At 66.6% G+C, this 19,641-nt stretch carries 15 protein-coding genes; 3 read left to right on the plus strand and 12 right to left on the minus strand.

What is annotated here, in order from left to right; translation table 11 throughout:
* Positions 1 to 13: 13 nt before the first annotated feature.
* The gene (locus IIB36_02545) at positions 14 to 1,030 is read right to left on the minus strand and encodes a hypothetical protein (GenBank protein ID MCH7530623.1); all 1,017 of its coding nucleotides are present in this window, start codon (positions 1,028 to 1,030) and stop codon (positions 14 to 16) included.
* A 207-nt stretch (positions 1,031 to 1,237) separates the two neighbouring features.
* On the minus strand, positions 1,238 to 3,640 hold the full coding sequence (locus tag IIB36_02550; GenBank protein MCH7530624.1) for an acyl-CoA dehydrogenase family protein: 2,403 nt from the start codon (positions 3,638 to 3,640) through the stop codon (positions 1,238 to 1,240).
* 41 nt (positions 3,641 to 3,681) lie between these two features.
* Here IIB36_02550 and purE point away from each other — a divergent pair, with 41 nt between their 5' ends.
* On the plus strand, positions 3,682 to 4,173 hold the full coding sequence (gene purE / locus IIB36_02555; protein MCH7530625.1) for a 5-(carboxyamino)imidazole ribonucleotide mutase: 492 nt from the start codon (positions 3,682 to 3,684) through the stop codon (positions 4,171 to 4,173).
* A 270-nt stretch (positions 4,174 to 4,443) separates the two neighbouring features.
* Here purE and IIB36_02560 read toward each other — a convergent pair whose 3' ends face one another.
* Positions 4,444 to 5,472, minus strand: coding sequence for an alpha/beta fold hydrolase (locus IIB36_02560; GenBank protein ID MCH7530626.1), 1,029 nt, complete (start codon positions 5,470 to 5,472; stop codon positions 4,444 to 4,446).
* 198 nt (positions 5,473 to 5,670) lie between these two features.
* Here IIB36_02560 and IIB36_02565 point away from each other — a divergent pair, with 198 nt between their 5' ends.
* A complete protein-coding gene (locus IIB36_02565) occupies positions 5,671 to 6,003 on the plus strand; it encodes a helix-turn-helix transcriptional regulator (protein MCH7530627.1) in 333 nt (110 codons plus the stop codon).
* Complete coding sequence (locus IIB36_02570) at positions 6,000 to 8,711, plus strand: ABC transporter permease (GenBank protein MCH7530628.1); 2,712 nt, start codon at positions 6,000 to 6,002, stop codon at positions 8,709 to 8,711. The genes IIB36_02565 and IIB36_02570 overlap by 4 nt, the downstream gene beginning before the upstream one ends.
* A gap of 79 nt (positions 8,712 to 8,790) precedes the next feature.
* Here the strand turns inward: IIB36_02570 and IIB36_02575 are convergent, their stop codons facing one another.
* The 9 genes from IIB36_02575 to IIB36_02615 all read right to left on the minus strand — a co-directional run bounded on the left by IIB36_02575 (position 8,791) and on the right by IIB36_02615 (position 18,993).
* On the minus strand, positions 8,791 to 11,463 hold the full coding sequence (locus IIB36_02575) for an ABC transporter permease (GenBank protein ID MCH7530629.1): 2,673 nt from the start codon (positions 11,461 to 11,463) through the stop codon (positions 8,791 to 8,793).
* The gene (locus IIB36_02580) at positions 11,460 to 11,804 is read right to left on the minus strand and encodes a PadR family transcriptional regulator (GenBank protein ID MCH7530630.1); all 345 of its coding nucleotides are present in this window, start codon (positions 11,802 to 11,804) and stop codon (positions 11,460 to 11,462) included. Before IIB36_02580 ends, IIB36_02575 begins: the two co-directional genes overlap by 4 nt.
* 139 nt (positions 11,805 to 11,943) lie before the next feature.
* The gene (locus IIB36_02585; protein MCH7530631.1) at positions 11,944 to 13,689 is read right to left on the minus strand and encodes an Hsp70 family protein; all 1,746 of its coding nucleotides are present in this window, start codon (positions 13,687 to 13,689) and stop codon (positions 11,944 to 11,946) included.
* A 3-nt stretch (positions 13,690 to 13,692) separates the two neighbouring features.
* A complete protein-coding gene (gene grpE / locus IIB36_02590) occupies positions 13,693 to 14,772 on the minus strand; it encodes a nucleotide exchange factor GrpE (GenBank protein ID MCH7530632.1) in 1,080 nt (359 codons plus the stop codon).
* A complete protein-coding gene (locus IIB36_02595; GenBank protein ID MCH7530633.1) occupies positions 14,769 to 15,137 on the minus strand; it encodes a J domain-containing protein in 369 nt (122 codons plus the stop codon). Before IIB36_02595 ends, grpE begins: the two co-directional genes overlap by 4 nt.
* Positions 15,138 to 15,145: 8 nt before the next feature.
* Positions 15,146 to 17,374 carry a tetratricopeptide repeat protein gene (locus IIB36_02600; protein MCH7530634.1) on the minus strand — a complete coding sequence of 743 codons (2,229 nt, stop codon included), beginning with the start codon at positions 17,372 to 17,374 and terminating at the stop codon, positions 15,146 to 15,148.
* Between the two features lie 356 nt (positions 17,375 to 17,730).
* Positions 17,731 to 18,225: an ImmA/IrrE family metallo-endopeptidase gene (locus tag IIB36_02605; protein MCH7530635.1), complete on the minus strand. Its 495-nt coding sequence runs from the start codon at positions 18,223 to 18,225 to the stop codon at positions 17,731 to 17,733.
* Positions 18,226 to 18,472: 247 nt separating this feature from the next.
* On the minus strand, positions 18,473 to 18,646 hold the full coding sequence (locus IIB36_02610; protein MCH7530636.1) for a type II toxin-antitoxin system RelE/ParE family toxin: 174 nt from the start codon (positions 18,644 to 18,646) through the stop codon (positions 18,473 to 18,475).
* 119 nt (positions 18,647 to 18,765) lie between these two features.
* On the minus strand, positions 18,766 to 18,993 hold the full coding sequence (locus tag IIB36_02615) for an addiction module protein (protein MCH7530637.1): 228 nt from the start codon (positions 18,991 to 18,993) through the stop codon (positions 18,766 to 18,768).
* Between the last annotated feature and the right edge of the window lie 648 nt (positions 18,994 to 19,641).

Below are 19,641 nucleotides of genomic sequence, written 5' to 3' on the forward strand. Positions count from 1 at the left end.
TACTTGGCCTGTCCTAGAAGACGACCTGCCAGCCGATGACGACGCCCCAATCGAGTCCGAATTGCGGACCCTCGTACTCGTGGGAGATGGGGAAGATCGCCTCGATCGAGAGCCGATGTCCCGCGAATCGCGAGCCTTCGGGCAAGTAGAAGTTCATGCCGATCGGCAAGTCGATCCGCTCGCCCTCGAGGAAAAAGCCGTCGTTCCCGGGGTCCCGATCCGGATCGAGATCGGGGTCGCCTCCCTCGATGCCACCCCAGTTCTGCCACTTGATGCGAGCGGAGAACGAGATGTACTCGCTGATCATGTACGCAGCCCAGCCGGATGCGTCGAATGAGTTGCCGAGCGAGTAGCTGCGGTCGTTGGTTCCTACGGGAATCATGCCGTTGATCTGGCCACCGACCGACGCCACCTCATTTTGGGTCTGCACGGTCAGGCCCGGTAGCAGCGCAAACGTGCCGGCACCCGGACGCATGTCGTAGGGCATCCCCTCGATGCCCGGCGTGCTGAACGGTGTTTCCGCAAAGATGGCGGTTGATCCGGTCGGTACCCTTGCGCCCATCTGGACGTGCGCTTTGTACGCACCCAGATCCAAGAAGTTGTACAGGGCGGACACGGTCAGGTCGCCCAGATTCTGGGACTCGGTCACGTAGAACACGCCTCCGGTCGTCAACTGTTCTCGCTGGCGGTTGGAATAGTCCATGCCCGCGGTGAAGGTCAGTTCTTCGGTTGCGCCGAACGAGACGGAGAAGTTGTGCGTCTGATTGGCCAGAGTGAGCGGGGCCTGGTCGTAGAACTCGAGGGTCGACTCGAGGGGAAGTGAGTCGCTAGCGAACCATATGCCCTTCGAGTTGAGCTGCGTGAAGCGGTAGCTGAACTCGATCGCACCGCCCTCGAGGGTTCGTGCGCCCCTCATGCCGATAGGCGCGTGGCCATCCGGACGCTTCGAGGTCCAGACGTTGTCTTCCTGAGCGGCCAGCGGCGAAGCGACTGTGAGTAGCGTCGCCACGATCAGGATCTTGCGAACCATGGGATGTTCCTCCGACACGGTATCGGACCGGTACCCGGTCCCTCTGGGCTCTACCGTAGAAAATGCCCCGAATCACATGAAAAAAACAAGTGTTTACGCCAGGGGCTCCCTAACAACAGGGAAAAAACGGTTGTTCCTGGCGACATCGACGCCGGTAGGTTCACGTTCACCAGGACGGGGAACGACCAACCGGGGGCCGCCGACTGGTTATCCTCGCGCCGCAACCAGCTCCGGCAGCAACGCCTCGGGCACACCGAAAGCGTCAACGAGGAGCCGGGCATGCGGGCGCAGCTCGCGGCACAGCTCGTTGACCTGGGTTCGGATCGCCCTGGACTTCGGCGGCTCCAGGTATCCGGTCTCGAGATACCAGCCGCTGTGCGCCTCGATGCGGGACAGGGCGTAAAGCGCGCTCACGGTACCCAGCGCTTTCGAGAGTCCCGGCGTGGGGGCGCGTGCGACCCCGTCCTGTACGCGCTCGAGCAGGACCCGCTCGATGTGGGCTCGCGCCAGAGTGACGACGTGGTCTTGGCACTCATTGAGCGCCTGAAACGAATCCATGCCGTCCGCGAAACGAGACCGTAGTCGGTTCGCGACCGAACGCAGGAGCCGCTCTTCACGGTACTCGAGCGCGGCGTGATGGAACGCCGGGTCGAGCAGATGCTCCTCGTCCGTGCGTCGGGTGACGACTGGATTCAGCTCGGTGAGGCGCGTCTCCGCACGCTCGGCCAAGTATTTGACCGTCCCCCAGAGGTTCAGATCGCTCATCTCGTCCTTGAATCGAGAGAGCAGTCCTTTCGCGACGAGCTGGTACAGAACGAGGTTGGCTCCCTCGAAGGTGGTGAAGACGTCGGTGTCCGCCTTGAGCGCGGCGAACCGGTTTGCCGCGAGATAGCCCTGACCACCACACGCTTCGCGGCAAGCCTGTAGGGTCTCGACGCATTGCTCGGAGGCGTACGCTTTTAGGGCCGCCGCCGTTACCTCGAGTTCGATGTCGGCGTGCCCTCGGCTCGCTGCATAGTCCCGCTGCAGAGCTCTGACCGCGAAGTGCGCCGCGATCGTCGCGGAGAGCCTCGGCAGGAGTGACCGTTGCAGCACCAAGTAGTCGAGCAGGGGTTGCTCCTCTGCCCCGTCCGCTCCGAACTGCCGACGTCGATCGGCATGTCGCACAGCGATGGTGAGGCCGACTTTCGCCGCGCTCACCGACGCCGACGCGATGCTCACCCGGCCCGCGACGAGCGTGCGCAGCATGGTGAAGAAGCGACGGGCCGAGCTCGGGATCGGACTCGTGTACACACCCGCCTCGTCGATGGAGGCGAAGCGGTCGAGCAGGTTGGTACGAGGCACACGCACGTCTTTGAACCAGATGCGTCCGTTGTCCACACCATTGAGGCCCTCCTTGAGGCCTCGGTCCTCGATGCGAACGCCGGCCAGTACGTGGCCGGCTTGGTCTCGGATCGGCACGAGCAACGCGTGAACGCCTTGATCCACGCCCCCCACGATCAACCGAGCGAAAACGGTCGCCATTTGCCCGTGGCACGCCGCGTTTCCTATCCAATCCTTAGCGGCGGCGTCCGTCGGCGTGGTGACGACGATCTCATCGCTGCTCGCTTCGTACGTCGCTGTCGTCTCGAGGTCGCGCACGTTGGAGCCGTGTCCGGTCTCGGTCATCGCGTAGCATCCGGGCAGATCGAGTCGGCCGATCGCGCCGAGGTAGGCACGGTGATGCCGCTCGGTGCCGAGCTGAAATACGCTGCCCCCGAAGAGGCCGAACTGAACTCCGAACTTCACCAGGACGCTCAGGTCTCCGAACGCGAGGCTCTCGAAGATGGCGAGGGCGGCGCCGGGGTCGTCTCGACCGCCGTAGGCGGTGGGGAAGGCGGTCGAGCCCAGTCCGCGCTCCGCGAGGAAGCGCACGGCGTCCAGCACGCGCTCACGATATTCGTCTTGGTCGAGACCCAATGGGATGAGCATGGGTGACCGACCCAGCAGCGCCAGCACCTCGTCGCGCAACTCTCGATGATCTCGGTCGAGATAAGTGCGCAGCGACTCCGCGTCGAAGAGCGCAACCGGGGGCTGGCGCTGGATCTTTGGAGCCGGTGCGCCCAGGGCTCGGCGCGCGGCTTCCCGCCCGATGAGGCCCAGCGCGCTCTCCAGAGCACGGAGTCGCTCGATGGCGTCGTCCGCGCTCCACGGCCCCGTCGCACCTTCGTCTGCACGCCAGAGCGCGAGACCCAGGTCTGTGAGCGAGACGCATGCCGCCTCCACGTCCTCCAGGGGGACGGACCGGATGCGTGCCCCGAGTGCGCTGAGTTGGTCGGGACTCAGGGGGTGGTCCGGGTCGAGCCACTCACGCAGCGAGTTCCGGGCATCGGCGGCGAGCCAAGCCCGTCCGTCCACATGAGCCCGAAAGGCGCTCAGCTCCGCAGTCGAGAGAGCGCCGTCCGCCCAAGCGCAGAAGACGAACGGAAGGAACGGGGTGAGCTCCGATCGCTCGTCTGGCCAGGCCCGGAATCGCTTCTCCTGAGTGCTCACGCGTTCGCCCAATCCTTTGCGGGCCTTGATTCCCACATCCGCCGAGTGCAACGTCCCGGACTTCCGATCCGGACACATGTCCACACCACGTACACTACGCGCGAACGGGACGAAGCACGATGGCTGAAGCGTTGGTCGGCGTCGTCATGGGCTCGAAGTCGGACTGGGACACCATGGCGCATACGGTCACGACACTCGAGGCTCTGAATATCCCCTGCGAGGTGCGGGTCATGTCCGCGCACCGCACGCCGGATCTTGCGGCCGACTGGGCGGCCACGGCCGAAGAGCGCGGACTGGAGGTGATCATCGCCGCTGCCGGCGGCGCGGCGCACCTGGCCGGAGTGCTCGCCTCCAAGACGACGCTGCCGGTCCTCGGCGTCCCCATGAAAGGCTGGTCGCTGGACGGGCTCGACTCACTACTGTCCACGGTCCAGATGCCCCGTGGTGTGCCCGTCGCCACGCTCGCCATCGGCAAGGCCGGCGCGGTGAACGCCGCTCTGCTCGCCGGTCAGATCCTGGGGCTCCAGCACGCTGACATCCGCGAGCGAGTGAAAGCGGACCGTGAAGAGCGCCGCCAGCAGGTTCTCGCGGATGGAGATCCGCGGGAGTAGTCGGCCACGTACAGCTCAGTGATGCCTTCGAGCGCGGACAACGCTTCGGCACCCTCCAGCGGCTCCCTGGACGCGCTCTGCACCGCCCCGTCCTCGATATGGTTCTGCTCAAGAAACTCTTGAGTGCGCTTGCAGCTGGTTCAGCCAGGTCGGTGGTACCGCCAGTCGAGTTTTCTCGTCATGTGCCTTCTGCCATCGCCGCGAGCGCGAGTAGCGGCCAGATCGTTTCGGCGGAGGTGCCGATCGTGACGCGGCGGACGGTGAGCATGCTCAGTCGTTCCGGGACAGGAACGCGCTGATCGCCGACGACATCTGTGTGCCCGAGCAACCCTGGAAGGCGCTGAGGTGGCCGCAATCGTCCTCCAGGACGAGGCTCTGAGCGCCAGCCATCTCCGCGAAGTCCAGCGCCGGGCCCGGAGTCACCAGGTGGTCGTCCACATCCACCACGATCAGAAGATCCGCCCGGATCGCTGCCGCGGCCGCCGCGATGTCGCCGCCGAACTTCCTCGAGATATCGTGGTTGATCATGGCCCGGAGCTGGCTCGCGATGTTCTTGCTGCGACCCTCCGACAGCCTCTGAACATTCTGGGCCCCTTGGCTGCTCAGGGTGGCCTGGACAGTCGTCCGGTCGGTGACCCGGGCGTGGTACTCCGGTGTGTTCAGCGTCAACATCGAGAGCCCCGAGTGGGCTGCCGCCGCTTCCTCGCACTCGCAGGCCTCGAAGAGCTCGAGTATGCGCAGCTCGGTTTCCCACCGCGCGATATCGTACGCCCCCAGCCTCGGTGAGCCGATGATCGGCACCGCCTTCTGGAAGAAGTCGGGGTACTCGACGAGCCACTCGAAGGTCTGCATGCCGCCCATCGAGATGCCCATGACCGCGTACAGACCGTCGAGGTCGTGGACCTCGGTCACGAGCCGGTGCTGCGCGTGCACCATGTCGCCGATCGAGATCAACGGGAACGCATCGCCGCCCTGGGTGGGGCTGGTCGTGGGGGACGTCGAGACCCCATTGCCGAAGGCGTCGACGACGATCGTATAGAAGCCCTCGAGGTCGATCAGCCCCGAGCCGAGGATCCCGGTCCAGGCGGCCGAGTTGCCACCGAACCACGTCGAGATCAGAATCGCGTTGTCGCGTTCAGCGTTCAGTGCGCCGTAGGTGCGATACGCGACGTCACAGGGTGCGAGCACGGCTCCGCTCTCGAGGGCGCACTCGCCGAGCTCGGCGACCTGCAGGTCCTGAGCCTCTAGCGGGAAGGCGACGAGAGTCGGGACGATCAAGAGGAGCTTCCGGGCGTGCATGGCATGCCTCCCAGGTGAAGTGGGCCGGAGCGTGGTGGGCCGAGGCGAAACCGCGGCGAGCTGACTCCCGATTATGGCGCACTCGGTCTTGAATCGCACGTCACTTCGCGCGATTCGAAACTCGAGCGGCCCACCTTGCGTAATTGTCATACAAAGTCGGAATAGATCGATGTGAACGTGTGACAGGATGAACAGGGGATGGGCAGAGAAGGCTATTTGGGTGAGTTCGAGCAGATGCTGCTTCTTGCCGCGATGCGGCTCGAGGACGAAGCGTACGGCGTAACGCTCATGCGGGAGTTGGAGAGCCGCGTAGGTCGGGCAGTCTCGCGCGGCTCCGTCTATGTGACGCTCGACCGGCTGGAGGACAAGGGCTGGATCGCGTCCGAGCTGTCCGCGTCCCGACAGGAGCGGGGTGGGCGTCCGCGCCGGATCATCCGCGTCACCCGTGAGGGAGTGGCCGCGCTTCAGAGGTCACGTGCGGCGCTCCTGAATCTGTGGGATGGGCTCGAGGACGCGCTGGACGCCCGGTGAGCAAGCACGTGGATCCGCCGCGGGTTCTGGTGAGCCTGCTCGAGGCCGCCCTCCCTCCGACCAGAAGGGCGGAGGCGATCCTCGGGGACCTGCACGAGGAGTTCAGCCAGCGAGCGCAGCACGGCGCATGGACGGCGCGGCTGTGGTACATGCGGACCGCGATCGGCATCGCGATTCGCTACGCGGGACAAGCCGGAAAATACAAGCGGCGTCAGGAGCACTTCGGTGCCGATGCCCGGGCAACTTGGGAGGGGTTCGTGGACAGCTTCGTCTTCAATATTCGATATGCGATCCGCCGTTTGATGCGGAGCCCGATGTTCACCCTGGTCGCGATCGTGTCGCTCGGGCTCGGTATCGGCGCGAACACTGCGATGTTCAGCCTGGTCAACGCGGTCATCATCCGGGACCTGCCGTACGAGAACCCGGAGACGCTCGTCGACGTCTACTCGTCGTCCGAAGGCTTCTCTCACGGCCCGCTCTCGTACCCTGACTACGAGACGCTGCTCGATGGCTCGACCGACGTGTTCGAGGACGTGTCGGGCTCCCAACTCATCCTCCTACAGGCCGATCTCGACGATGGCGTCGAGCGGTTGCCAGGCGAGGCAGTCACCGGAAACTACTTCTCGCTGATCGGAATCCAGCCCGCGGTCGGCCGCCTCTTCACGAACGAAGACCACGTATCGCCGGGGGCACACCCGGTCGTCGTGCTCGGGTACGGCTATTGGCAGAGCCGCTTCGCTGGTGCGCCAGATGTCGTCGGCCAGCAGCTCCGCCTGGCGGGTAGCCCGTATACGATCATCGGCGTCGTCCCTGAGGATTACACGGGCAACCTGCGTGGCATCGTGCCGGGCGCCTATGTCCCGATCATGATGTTCGACGAATTGCAGGGTGCCGGTGGCAACACGCTCGAGGCACGCGGAAACCAGAGCCTCTTTGTGAAGGGGCGGCTCGTTCCAGGCGCGACCATGGCGCAGGCCGAAGCGGTGGCGGAGCGCGTGACATCGAGTCTGCGCGAAGACTACCCGCGCTATTGGCAGCAGACCGAGGCGTTGGCGCTGGTGCCTACCGCGGACGTGATCATGAACCCGATGATCGACCGGGTGCTCGTGCCTGCGGCGAGCATGATCATGGTGGTGGTCGGACTCGTGCTGCTCATCGCGTGCGCCAACCTGGCGAGCTTCCTGCTGGCCCGCGCCGCCGACCGCCGCAAGGAGATCGCGATCCGGCTCGCGCTGGGCGCGAAGAGGAGCACCCTCATCGGTCAGCTGCTGACGGAAACGGTGCTGCTGTCTGCTCTGGGCGGCTTTGCCGGCGTCGCGCTGGCCGTGCAGTCGCTGCACTTGCTGGTGAACGCCGACCTGCCACTGCCGCTGCCCATCACGCTCGACCTCTCGCTCGATCGGACGGTGCTCGGCTTCAGCGTGCTCGTCTCGATCATCGCCGGCATCCTCTTCGGTTTGGCGCCCGCGCTGCAGAGCACGAACCCCGATGTAGCGCCTACGTTGCGTGACGAGACGGCCGGTGGCGGCCGAGCCAAGGGAACCGCGTTGCGCAACCTGCTGGTCGTGGGGCAGGTCTCCGTATCGGTCGTGCTCCTCGTCGGCGCGGGCCTCTTCCTGCGCAGCCTGGACGCGTCGCGGAACGTGAGCGCCGGCTTCGGCGATGATCCCACGGGTATCCTGCAGATCAACGCTCAGGTCCAGAAGTACTCCGACGAAGAGGGCCGTCTCTTCTTCGAGCAGCTCAAGGAGCGCTTCGCGGAGATCCCCGGTGTGAGCGCGGTCGGCTTCATCGACAACCTGCATCTCAATCCGCTCAACACGCAATACGTGCGTCTTACGATCGATGGCTTGGAGCCGCCGCCGGGAGCGGAGTTCCACACTGTCGATTTCAGCAAGATCGACGATGATTTCCTCGAAGTCGCGGGTATTCCCCTCATGGCGGGGCGGTCGTTCAATGCCACGGACGTTGTGGATGGCGAGCCGGTCGCTTTGGTCAGCCAGGCGTTCGTCGCCCGCTTCCTGCCGGACGGCGATGCGGTGGGCCGCTCGATCACCGTCAACGACGACGCGACCCAGGTGGTCGGCATCACCGCGGACACCAAGGTCCGTCGGTTGGGGGAGACCCCGCGTCCCTACATGTATCTGAGCCACCGCCAGTCGTATTCATCGTATGTGACGATTCTGGCCAGGGCGGATGCCGACGCGGGTGCGATCGCGCTTCAGATGTTGAACGCTGCGCGCACGATGGACCCGGAGATCATGGTCATCGAGAACATGACGATGGCGCGGCACCTAGGGGTCCAGTTGGTGGCGAGGCAACTCGGGGCGGCGGCCGTTTCGGGCTTCGCGCTGCTCGCGCTGATCCTCGCGAGCATCGGCTTGTACGGGGTCGTGAGCTACGCGGTGTCGCGGCGCGCCCACGAGGTAGGCATCCGCCTCTCCCTCGGCGCCGATGCGAGCTCGGTGGTCTGGATGCTGACCAGGGACGGCATGAAGCTCGTCGCCATCGGCGGCGTGATCGGCCTGGTCATCGCCGCCGGCCTATCCCAGTTCCTGTCCCGGTTGCTGTACGGGGTGCCGGCGCTCGACCCGCTGACCTTCCTGGGTGTGCCGCTGGTGCTGGGGACGGTGGCGCTGGCTGCCTCGTGGATCCCGGCCCTGCGCGTTACCAGGATCGACCCCGTGGGAGCGTTGCGAGCGGAGTAACCAGCCTGCTACGCATGGGGGCCCGTCGTCAGATGTAGCTGGCGCGGGCGTCGACTGGCGCGAAGGACGCAACCGGCTCTCACTCGCTCCTGAGCACCTCGACCGGATTCACGTGCGTTGCCCTCTGTGCGGGTAGGAACGAGGCCGCGGCGGCGATCCCGAGAAAGGCCGCCGCGGCCGCGGCCAACGTTGCGGGATCGGTGGGCTCGAGCTCGTACAGCAGCGGCGCGAGCGCTCGGGCGCCGAGCAGTACTCCAGCAAGGCCGAGCAGCACACCCGCCGCCGTGATCGTCACGCCCTCGCGCACCACGCTCGCGCGCAGGCGGCGCCGATCCGCTCCCAGTGCCATGCGCACACCGAGCTCTCGCTCGCGGCGAGTGACCGAGTAGGTGAGCACGCCGAAGAGCCCCACAGCGGCCAGGATCACCGACAGCGCGGCGAGCAGCGTCGAAAGCAGGACGAGGAAGCGCGGCTTGGCCTCCTCCTCTGCGAGCGCGTCCGCCGCGGTGCGCAGCTTCCAGATCGACTGCCTCGGATCGAGCTCGAGCATCACCTCGCGGATCACGGGGAGCACTGCCCGTGGGTCCCCCGCAGCCCTCACCGCGACCTGCGCGAAGCTGCCTGCGGCATCGTCCGAGGCGAGGAAGAGGATCTGGGACGGTCCGTCGCGCTGGTCTCGGCCCATGAGCCTCAGTTCTCCGACGACGCCGATCACGGTGTACCAGGTCTGGCCCTCGTCGAAGCGGAAGCGCCGACCGATGGAGTTCTGCCCTCCCCAGAAGAGTCGCGCCATGTCCCGATCGATGATCACCGCGTCGGTACCCGCGTCTTCGGGACCGAAGGCTCGACCGGCGACCAGCTCGACTCCCAGCACGTCGAAGTAGTCTTCGGCCACCGACGTGTGCGGGAGCAGCGTCGGCTGGTTTCGGAGCGGCTCGTCTCCTTCGGCCTGCAGCGCGAAGCCGAACGAAAAACCCGTGCCGTTGCTGATCGTCACCCCGAGCACACCCGGCCTGGCCTCGAGTCTCTGCTCGAGCTGCCTCAGGAATGCGGCCCGATCGGCGGCCGTAGGGTAGCGCGCAGGAGACAGCGACACGTCCGCCATCGCCACCGCCTCGTGATCGAAGCCCGGGTCTTCAGTGGTGAGGGTCACGAAGCTCCTGACCAAGAGCCCCGCGCCGACCAGGAGCATCATCGAGAGCGCGACCTGAGCGGCGACGAGTCCGTCGTGGACGCGGCGTCTGCCTCGAGTCTGATCGGAGCCCTTGCCCGCGAGCGCTGCATATCCGATGTGTTTGCGGAGGATCCTGACCGCGGGGAGGAGCCCCAGCACCGTGCCCGCCGACATCGCGCTCACAAAGATGAACAGCAGCGTGCGACCCTCGATGTGGAAGGCGTGCGGGCTGAAGTAAGAGACCTCGTACGGCATCGCCGCCCTGATCAGCGTCAGGGCTCCCAGGGACAGGGCCACGGCTGCGACCCCCGAGAGCAACCCCAGCATCAGCCCTTCGGTCAGCAGCATGCCGAAGAGCTGACGGCGTGACGCGCCGATCGCGGCGCGGATCGCCAGCTCGCGGGAGCGCACGCTCGTGCGGATCAGCGTGAGGTTCACGCCGTTGACGAGCGCAATGAGGAAGATCGCGGCGACCGTCGCAGCGAGCGTCCAGACCGCGCGACGCACGTCCGGGTTGGCTCTGTGGCTCCCGATCGGCACCAGCGTGGCGCTCCACCCCCCCGGTTGAGGGTCGGCTTCCTGCAGCCCGACGGCGAGTCGATCGACCTGCTCCTGGGCCGCAGCGAGGCTCAAACCAGGGCGGAGCCGTACCCACGTCCTTGGCACTCCACGGAGGAGGGTCCGGTCAGCCGCGGTGAAGTCGTCGCGGAGCGGCAGCCATGCGTCCGGTGGGTCGCCGATCTGGGGGAACCTCACTCCGCCGGCGAACACGCCTACCACGGTCGCTGGCCCCGACTCGAGTTGGATGGTTCGCCCGACCAGATCGCGGTCGGCGCCCATTCGCTCGTAGTACTCACGACTCAACACGACCACCGGGGGAGCGCCTGGTCGGGCGTCCTCCTCGGAGATGGAGCGACCGACGAGCATGGGGAGGCGCAGAAGCGTATCGGCTCCAGGGGTTACCGCCACGAAGCTCAGCTCTTCGGGCGCCGACCCGTCGGTGCGCACGATCGAGAGCCAACTGTACGCGAGCCATCCGTCGGCGAAGCTCGTGGAAGCTTCTCTCCAGCCTGCCGCCGCCTGGGTCGTGAGGCCCATGGAGTAGCTGCCATCCTCACGAGAGCGGTTCAGCTCCATGAGGCGGGACGCTTCGTGATACGGCATAGGCCTCAGCAGAAGCGCGTCGAGCACCGAGAAGATCGACGAGGCGGCGCCCAACCCTAGCGCCAATGTCGTGACGACAGCGAGCAGATATGTCTTGCTGTGCGACACTGCCCTCCAGGCGTAGCGAAGCTGCGACAGCACCGGGAGCGGGATCCTCATGATCCGCCAACCGAGCGTGCCGCGCCGGACATCCGCCATTTGCCGCCGGAGGCGTACCACCTCGCCGAAGAGCCGCTCGGCCTCGCGCATCGCGTCCCTGGGGTCCCATCCGTCCGCCACGAGTGACTCGGCACGCTCGACGATGTGGTGCCGGATCTCCTCGTCGAGTTCGCCGTGCTCGCCAAGCCGCGAGAGGGAGCCCGCGGAGGTCTCGGCGGATGCATGCTCGTGCTTGGCATCGCGGGACGGCGTCACGACTCGTCTGCAAGCACGACCACTCGCCCAACCGCGGCGACGAACCGCTCCCAGTCCCGGGACTGCTCGCTCAGCGAGGCCCGCCCGGCGGCCGTGATCTCATAGTACTTGGCGCGGCGTCCCTTCGGAGACACCGACCACTGGCTCGTGAGCCAGCGCCGTTTCTCGAGTTTGTGCAGAGCGGGATAGAGCGCGCCCTCCTCCACGAGCAGCTCGCCGTCCGAACTGTCCTGAATCCACTTCAGAATCTCGAAGCCGTGCATGCGCCCGCCGCGCGCGACCGCGCCGAGCGCGAGGAAGTTCACCGTTCCGGGTCGGATGGAGAGGGAGTCGCGTGACATGTGAGCAGCTTTTTCGTGGAGTGGTCTGTTGTGGCCTAAGGTCTTGAGGCCAGTATCATGGCCTCGCGTGCTTAGGGCAAGAGACGATCCATATCAACGGCTCCACCGCATCGTGGATAGAAGGTCCTGCTGCTGCCGACTATCCGTCCCAGTCGAACAGCAGGTCGATGAGCCGATCGCACCATTGCTCGAGCTCGGCCGGGTCATCATCGACGGTCGCCATCCGGATACGGGCCATCGCGTCTCGCAGCTCGGAGGCACCGTCCCGAGGGATGCCTGGCTGCTCCAACGCGCGACGGGCTCGCTCGACCAGCGCGGCCGCACCCGGGTCGAGCGCGACCGCCGCGTCGGCCTCGGTCGCGCGTGCGGCGGCAAGCCTCCCCTGGCTCCGTGCGATGTCCTCCGGACTCATGCGTTTCCGCGTCGCCTTTAGCTGTGCGTGTGTCTGGCGGCGCGTGGCTTCGTCGGTGACGGTCACGTCCAGGATACCATTGACGTCCAGCGCGAAGTGGACCAGCACCTCGGCCACCTCACCGGCTCGCTGCGGCTCCAGGCCCTCGATCCGGAAGTCGCCGAGGAGCGTGTTCTCGGAGGCGACCGGGCTCTCGCCCTGGTAGACCTTGAGGTGGATCATGTCCTGGTCCGGGTGCAGCGCGCTGAAGCGATCGCTCTTCTGGACGGGGATCGTGGTGTTGCGCCGCACCAGGGGTGAGAAGTGGTCGTCGGTGAGCCGGCCGCCCCAGCCGATGCGGGCGGTCTCGATCCCGAGCGAGAGCGGCGTGACGTCCACCAGGATGGTGCTCACGTCCTCGCCGGCGACGATCGCACCCTGCACCGCGGCGCCGAGCGCGACGGCGGCGTCTGGGTCGATCTCGCTGTGGGGCTCCTGGCCCATCACGTCGGCGACCAGGTCCCAGACACAGGGGATGCGGGTCGAGCCACCCACCAGCAGCACGCGGTCGATGGCCTCCGCGGCGAGGTCGGCATCCTCCAGCGCCTGCCGGATCTTCGCCCTCGTGCCGTCCAGCAGATCGGCGATCAGATCCTCGAACTCACCTCGTTCGAGCTCCCTCTGCACGTGGATCGGCGTGCCGTCATTCTGCACGGCCAGGTAGTCCAGGTCGATGGTGACGACGCGTGACTCGGACAGGCGGATCTTCGCCTCCTCCGCCGCACGGAGCAGGCGTGCCCACGCCTGGTGGTTCTCGCGCAGGTCCATATCGTGCTCGTCCAGGAACTCCTCGGCGAGAAGGGTGGCGATGCGTTCGTCGAAATCATCGCCTCCCAAGTGGTTGTCGCCGCTCGTGGCCTGCACGTCGATGATGCCGTGGCTCAACTCGATGATCGAGACATCGAACGTGCCACCCCCAAGGTCGTAGACCATGACCCGCAGATGCTCGTCGTCGTCGCGGCCGTATCCGTAGGCCAGCGCCGCCGCGGTGGGCTCGTTCACGATGCGCTCGACCACCAGCCCCGCGATCTCGCCCGCCTCCATAGTGGCCTGGCGCTGCACCTCGTCAAAGTAGGCCGGGACCGTGATGACGGCCCTCCGGACCGGCTCACCGAGCGCGGCCTCGGCGCACCCCTTGATCTCCTTCAGGATGAACGCCGAGATCTCCTGCGGCGTATACTCCTGCCCCGCCATGCTCACGCGTTCGCCGCTGCCCATCCTTCGCTTGATCGAGCGGATGGTTCGCTCCGGCGCCAAGACCCACTGGTTGCGGGCCGCCACGCCGGTGAGGAGTTCCCCTTTCGGCGAGATGCCCACCACCGACGGAAAGAGCCCATCGCCCTGGACCGGAAGCAGTGTGGGCGCCCCCTCGCGGATTGCCGCCGGCACTGAGTTGGTCGTGCCGAGATCGATTCCGATGATCCTGTCTCCCATCTCCTACTCGTCTCCTTCGCTTCTCGGTTCTGCCGTGGGCGAGATCTCACCGTCACGCGTGTCCACTCCTCTTCCGTCCGCCTCCGCGGCGGGGGACCCGCGGGAAACGACCACCTCGGCAAAGCGCACGGGCCGCTCCCCGTGCCGGTACCCCGGGCGAAGAACGCGAATCACCGTCCCGGGCGCCACATCGTCGCGCGCTTCGATGGCCATGGCCTCGTGGAGGCGCGGATCGAAAGCGCGGCCCAATGCCTCTATGGGCTCGACGCCCTCAGCAGCCAGCAGCTCCTGGAAGCGCTCGCGCCCGAGGAGCAGACCGTCGAGCCACGCGGCGAGCGCGTCGGCCATCCCGGCCTCCGCCGGCTTCGGTGCGGGGGACTCTCCGCCCAACAACCAGCGCAGCTTCTGCCACGCGCCTCCCTCCTCGTCCTGGCCCGAGCTGGCGGTCCGACGCTGTTCGAGGAGTGCGGTCCCACTCTCGAGTGCCCGCTCGATCCCATCAAGGACGGGGAGCAGGTCGGCGACCATCTCGGCACGCCCCTCCGCACGCAGCTCACTCAGACGCCGGCCCTCGTCGGCATCCCAGGTGGCTCGCACCTCGTCACGCCGCGTCGCGATCTCCTGGAGCACCGCCAACGCCCGCTCCGTCTCCTGTGCCTTTGCATCCAGCAGTGTGTTCGCTTTGAACTGGACCCGGTTCAGCCTGGTTATGGAGCCCGCGAGCTCATCGAGCTGCTGATGCACGTCCTCGAGCCCGGTGACCATCTCGGCGAGCCGCCGCTCGAACTCCGTCTCCGTCCGGGGCGCCGTCAGGTGCCTGGTCAGCGCTTGCACCTGCTCACCGCTCACCGCGACCTCGGCCAGCAGGCGCTCGAGCCGCACCTCCACGCGGTCGAGCCTGGTGGCCATGCGCAGTGAGAGGCTCTGGTCTTCCGGGGCCTCTGCCCGCGTCTCCGTCCCTCGGCGCGTCTCCAGCGCCGGGTCCCGCTCCGTCCCAGCCGCTGCATCCGTGCCAGGCGCGACCTCCGACTCGGGCGTGGCATCTGCGCCAGCCACCTCCTCCCACTCGGGTCGACCGGTCATCGACCGCGCTCCTCAGTCGGCGCGGGCTCACTGAACTCCTCCTCAGGGGCCAGCCGGGCCAAAAGAAGCGTCCAGGCGAGCGCGGCCACGTCCTCGAAGTGCACGCGTAAGTCGAAGGCCGGTTGACGCCGTCGAGGAAGCTCCGGTGGAGGCTGTAGGAGGAAGAGATTGGACCGCGCTCGGGCCTCCGGGGTGCGGAGCCGCTCGTATGCGGCCCGGATCTCCTGGAACTTCTCGGGCTCCCGCTCGGGTGTGTGCAGCCGCACCTGGGCGAAGTAGGCGCGCTTGATCTCCGCGTCGGTCGCGCGCCGCCCGACGCCGAGTACCGAGTACGGGTCTGCGCCGCTGGGAGCGGCTTCACGCATCCGGCGGCTCATTCGAACATCTCTGCGAACATGTGAAACACGTCCCCTATCTCACCGCCGCCCATACTCTCGTCCGCGATGAGGGTCTGCAGGCTCGAGTCGCGCGCGCGGCGGGCTCGCCGTTCGGCCTGACGGAACAGGCGCTGAGCGCCCCGCAGGTCATCCTCCTCCATTCGGCGCCTGGCCTCTATGACTTCTACCGCGCCGCTCGCGGGCTCCTCCGTGCGAATGCGCGCCTCCAGGCCCTCGGCCAGCTCGGAGCTGCCTTCCTCCCAGGCGATGGAGTGGGCACGGAACAGCACGGTGGCCCGGCTGTCGGGCACTCCGGGCCGACCGGCGAGGGCCAGCGCCTCCTCGACAAAGCGCTCGAACCACACCTCCGGGAGATCGCACGCGAGCAGTTGCTCGGCCTGATGGACCCAGAACTCCGGCTGTAGCTCGGGAAGGGCCCGAGCGTGAGCCATCACCTCCTCGATCGTGCCTTCGTCGACCGACGGAATGTGCAGCAACTCGTGTAGGACGGTGTCGGCGACGTTCGCGTTCCCGGGGGCGACGTCCAGGCTACGGAGCAGCGTCTCGCGCGCTTTTTCGTGCTTTTCGTCCGTCCTGTAGAGCTGCCCCAGCACCGTGAGGAGCCGGGGGTGGTCGGGCACCTCCCCTAGTCCCTCTTCAATCACGCGAATCTGTTCGCGCAGCGGACGCGGCTTCGCTCCGCTCCACCACACCGCCGTCTTCGACACAAGCCGTGCCACGTAGCTCTCCGCCAGGCTGTCGCGCGCTTCGGCGTCGCTGGGAGCGATCTCGAGCAACCGGCGCCACAGGGACGCCCCGTCCGCGTGCGGCTTCGCATCCTCCAGGTTGGCGCGAAGACGAAGGGCATCCGTGTGACGCGGATCGAGTTCGAGGAGCCGTTCCAACTCCTGCTCGGCGGGAGCCACGGAGTCGCGGGCGAGCAGGAGGTCCGCCCGCTTGAGGCGGAGTTCCACATCATCCGGCGCGTACTTGAGGGCGGTCTCCACGCAGGTTAGCGCCGCGGCCTCGCACTCGGAATGCTCGTAGCGCCCGTAGAGCCCGTTGAACCCGTCGCGCTCGGACCGCTCTTCGCGCTCGGAGCGCTCGTAGCAATCGGCCGCGTGAGCCCACAGCGCGGCGACCTCGGCGTCGGACAGATAGTCGGGATGGTCCGGCTTACGCGGGCGGCGGCGTGCCACCGCCCTCCAGGCTTCGGCGGCGCGGGACCAGCGGCCCAGCGCCTCCTCGGCCAGCGCCAGGTTCTGCGCCAGCGCGCGCCGGGGGTGCATCTTCTCGGCTTCGCGCCAGTGGCCGGCCGCATCGGACCAACGGCCGGCCTGGGCGGCCTCATGACCCAGGTGGTCGTGCGCCAGCGCGGCCGTTTCGGGCAGGATGCGGTCCTCCACCCCGGGTGGGACGCGTGCGGCAAGCTGTACCACGTCGCGCCACTGGCCTGCTTGCGCGAGCTCGATCGCCTTCTTACGGAGGAGGGCACCCAGGTTCCGTTGGAGCCACGGCATTTCCTGCTCAGTGCGGGCTGCGGACAGCCACAGCTCCATGGCCTGCTCACGCTCACCTCGCCGAAGCGCGGCCACGCCCTGGTAGTAGTGGAGGCGGGGTCGAGCGGGCTCCGGTACGGCGGCCACGGCCTCCTCCAGCTCCGCCACGGGTGCGCTGCGCGGGTCCGCGTTCAGGGCCAGGAGCGCCCGCCACGCCGGCCCTGGTGGTTCATCAAACAGGGTGGTCTGCGCAGACGCGCGGTCAGGCTGCTCCCTCTGCCCCGCACGGGCGTCAGTGGGCCTGAAGTCCCATAGCGATCGGAGATCCGCGGCTTCGGCTTCGGACAGCCCCGCGGCGCTCCACGCTTCGCCCGCCGCCACTCGCGCGAGCTGGCGCGCATACTCGCCGCCACCCATGGGCGGCTCCCAATCCGTGGCATCGATGCTCCCCTCGAGTGCCGTCCGGCCTTCCTCGGTTCGCCCGACTGCGAGTAGCGCCAGCGCACGGTAGAATCCTAGGCGGGATGAATCGGGATCGTGGCGGAGGGCTTCGGTCAGGTGGGTGAGCGCCGTCGTCGGGTCGGTCGCCGCCAACCCTGTATGGAGGAGGGCTTCCCCCAGCACCTGGCTGGCCCGTCCACGCGCGACCGGTGACGGCGCCGCATCGAACGCCTTGCGGGCCAAGCGGAGGGCCGACCCGATCTCACCACGCTGCCCCCGGCGCACGGCTTCGGTGAGATGCTGGCTGACCTGGCTCCCGGAGCCCGACTGCCTTCGCGGCCGCCGTCCGCGGGCGCGTGCTTTTCTGCGGCGCCTGCCCATAGTACAGTTCGTTCTTACCTTTTTCCGGTGGTACGAGACGGAAATCGACGGCCCCGCGCGCGGAACCCGTCGGAACGTCGTCGTCCGGCCGGTAGGAGGCAAGCCGGCTTCCAAGCGCGTCCCCCGTAGTGCGCCAGGAGGTGCCTGGTAGTAGTCAGGACCCCCAGACCTATCGCTCGCACGCTGTCGACGAAACTCACGCTCCTCGATCCAGCGATCTCTGAAGTTCCGACTCAAACTCATCCAGACTGGGCGGTCGATCATGTCGAGCCGGAAGAGCTTGTAGGCGACCATCGAGTGACTGACGTTCCGCTCCGACGCGAAGTCACCGACGAGGACGGCGAGTGTAGCTCTCCACTCACACCGGTCTCGCCAAGCCACAGATGGGTCAACTCATGGAGCAGAGTAAAGGACCAAGCGCCTCGATGATCTTGATGATTGATCACAACGAAGGGAGCGACCTCGTCTGCCAGGGCAAATCCACGGCCGACCCGATGAACGGCAGAAGCTCTCCCTACCGCCTCATCGCCTTCAGAGTAGTCCGGCGGAAGGGTTCGAAAATCCTGGCCACGATCTCCTGTCCGAGGCGGCTCTGGGAGGTAGAACGTGACCAGTGGGCGTCGGTACTGCTTGACCATTTTCACCAACATTGGACGGCTCGGGTCCACCTGACCCTGCTCCAACGCCTCCAACCGGTCCGCTGCCGCGGAAACCCCTCTCGAGTAGAAGATGAACGCTTGCGCGGGCAGGAGCATGGGCCGGCGGGACGCGTACCACCACCGAGGCCGACCGGTTCGTACGAATTCTCATAGAACGGACAAGGCGCTCCCGACGCGGAGCCCGGCGATCAATATACGTATGAGTGTGTCACGATCGTACGTACGCTGGGCGGAGCGTCCCGGAGAGCCGGGCCCGTTGGTCATGGTACAACCTACCCGCTGAATCAGCGAAGCGTATCTGAGGGCCCGAGCGGGAGAGCGGCGTTACCAGATGCTCCCCACCTCAAAGGCGATCGTGCCAAGACTCCGGGTCTCGACGCCCGTGCTGCAGGGCGAATACACGGATGACGTCGTCGGCTCCAATCCTGTATACGATGGAATACGGGAACCGGTGGAGATGCATACTTCGGGTCCCCTTGGGCCCTGGAGCACCCAGCCGCGGGAACTCAGAGATCAAGTCACTCGCTCATTCGCATCGAGGATCAAGTCCCGCCCGAGTTCTAGAGACTCCTCCTCGTAGTATTCGACGGCGCGCATGAGGTCCAGACGCGCCGGGGTGAGGAACTTGACTCGCACCTATCGTTCTAGACGCGCCCGAGCCTCCGCGAAGACCTGCTCCGCCGGGATCTCTTCGTAGAGTCCGGCCTCGAACGCCTCGACGCGGCGTCTGATTTCCTCGTCCCACGCTGCCTCCACTTTTGGGTTTCGATCCAGACTGGACAGCAGACGTTGGGCGAGCTTCGCGCGGTCCCCCGGAGGGAGGAGGAGTGCGGCCGCCTCAAGGGCGCGGACCGACGAGGACATCAAGAATCTCTGCTTCTGAAGAGATGTTGTGCGTATCCAGTATACGGTCCCCTCCTCGATGGTTCCATGTACACCTGGGACGCTCATCGGGAGTTTCTGGTAACGGATAAGGCGCTCCCGACGCGGAGGTTTTAGCATGTCAGTGCTCACCAGAGTGATGCCCCGAAGGGCCGGGCCCGTAGTTCATGGTACGCCCCACCCGCTGAATCAGCGAAGCGTAACTGAGGGCCCGAGCGGGAGCGCGGCGTTATAGGGCGTTCCCACACCGCCCAGGCATGGTGCCGATTCAGAGGCCCGGCGACCGCGGGTACGACTGCAATGCTCTCTGAACCAGGGTGAAAACCTCCGCTCCAACGCCGAACTCGGAGGACTCAAAGATCGAGCGCGATGGAGTGTCACACTCGCCCTGAACCACGCGTCCGCCAGCACCTCGCCAACAGATGCCGACCCAGAAAGCACCGGACTCATCTCGGGTGAGCCGTAGGTCAAGATACGGGCTATGCGTAGACAAGGCGTCCGCGCCCAGCCGTGTCGCCGGAATCGGCATGAAGCCTCGGTCCGCCAGGACCGCTTGCGAGACGACCTCCTCAACGATCTCGGGCCTCACGCCCTCGGCCTCTACGTCGACAACGAAAGGCACCCGCAACG

The organism is Gemmatimonadota bacterium (genome assembly GCA_022560615.1).
GTDB lineage: Bacteria > Gemmatimonadota > Gemmatimonadetes > Longimicrobiales > Gaopeijiaceae > UBA1138.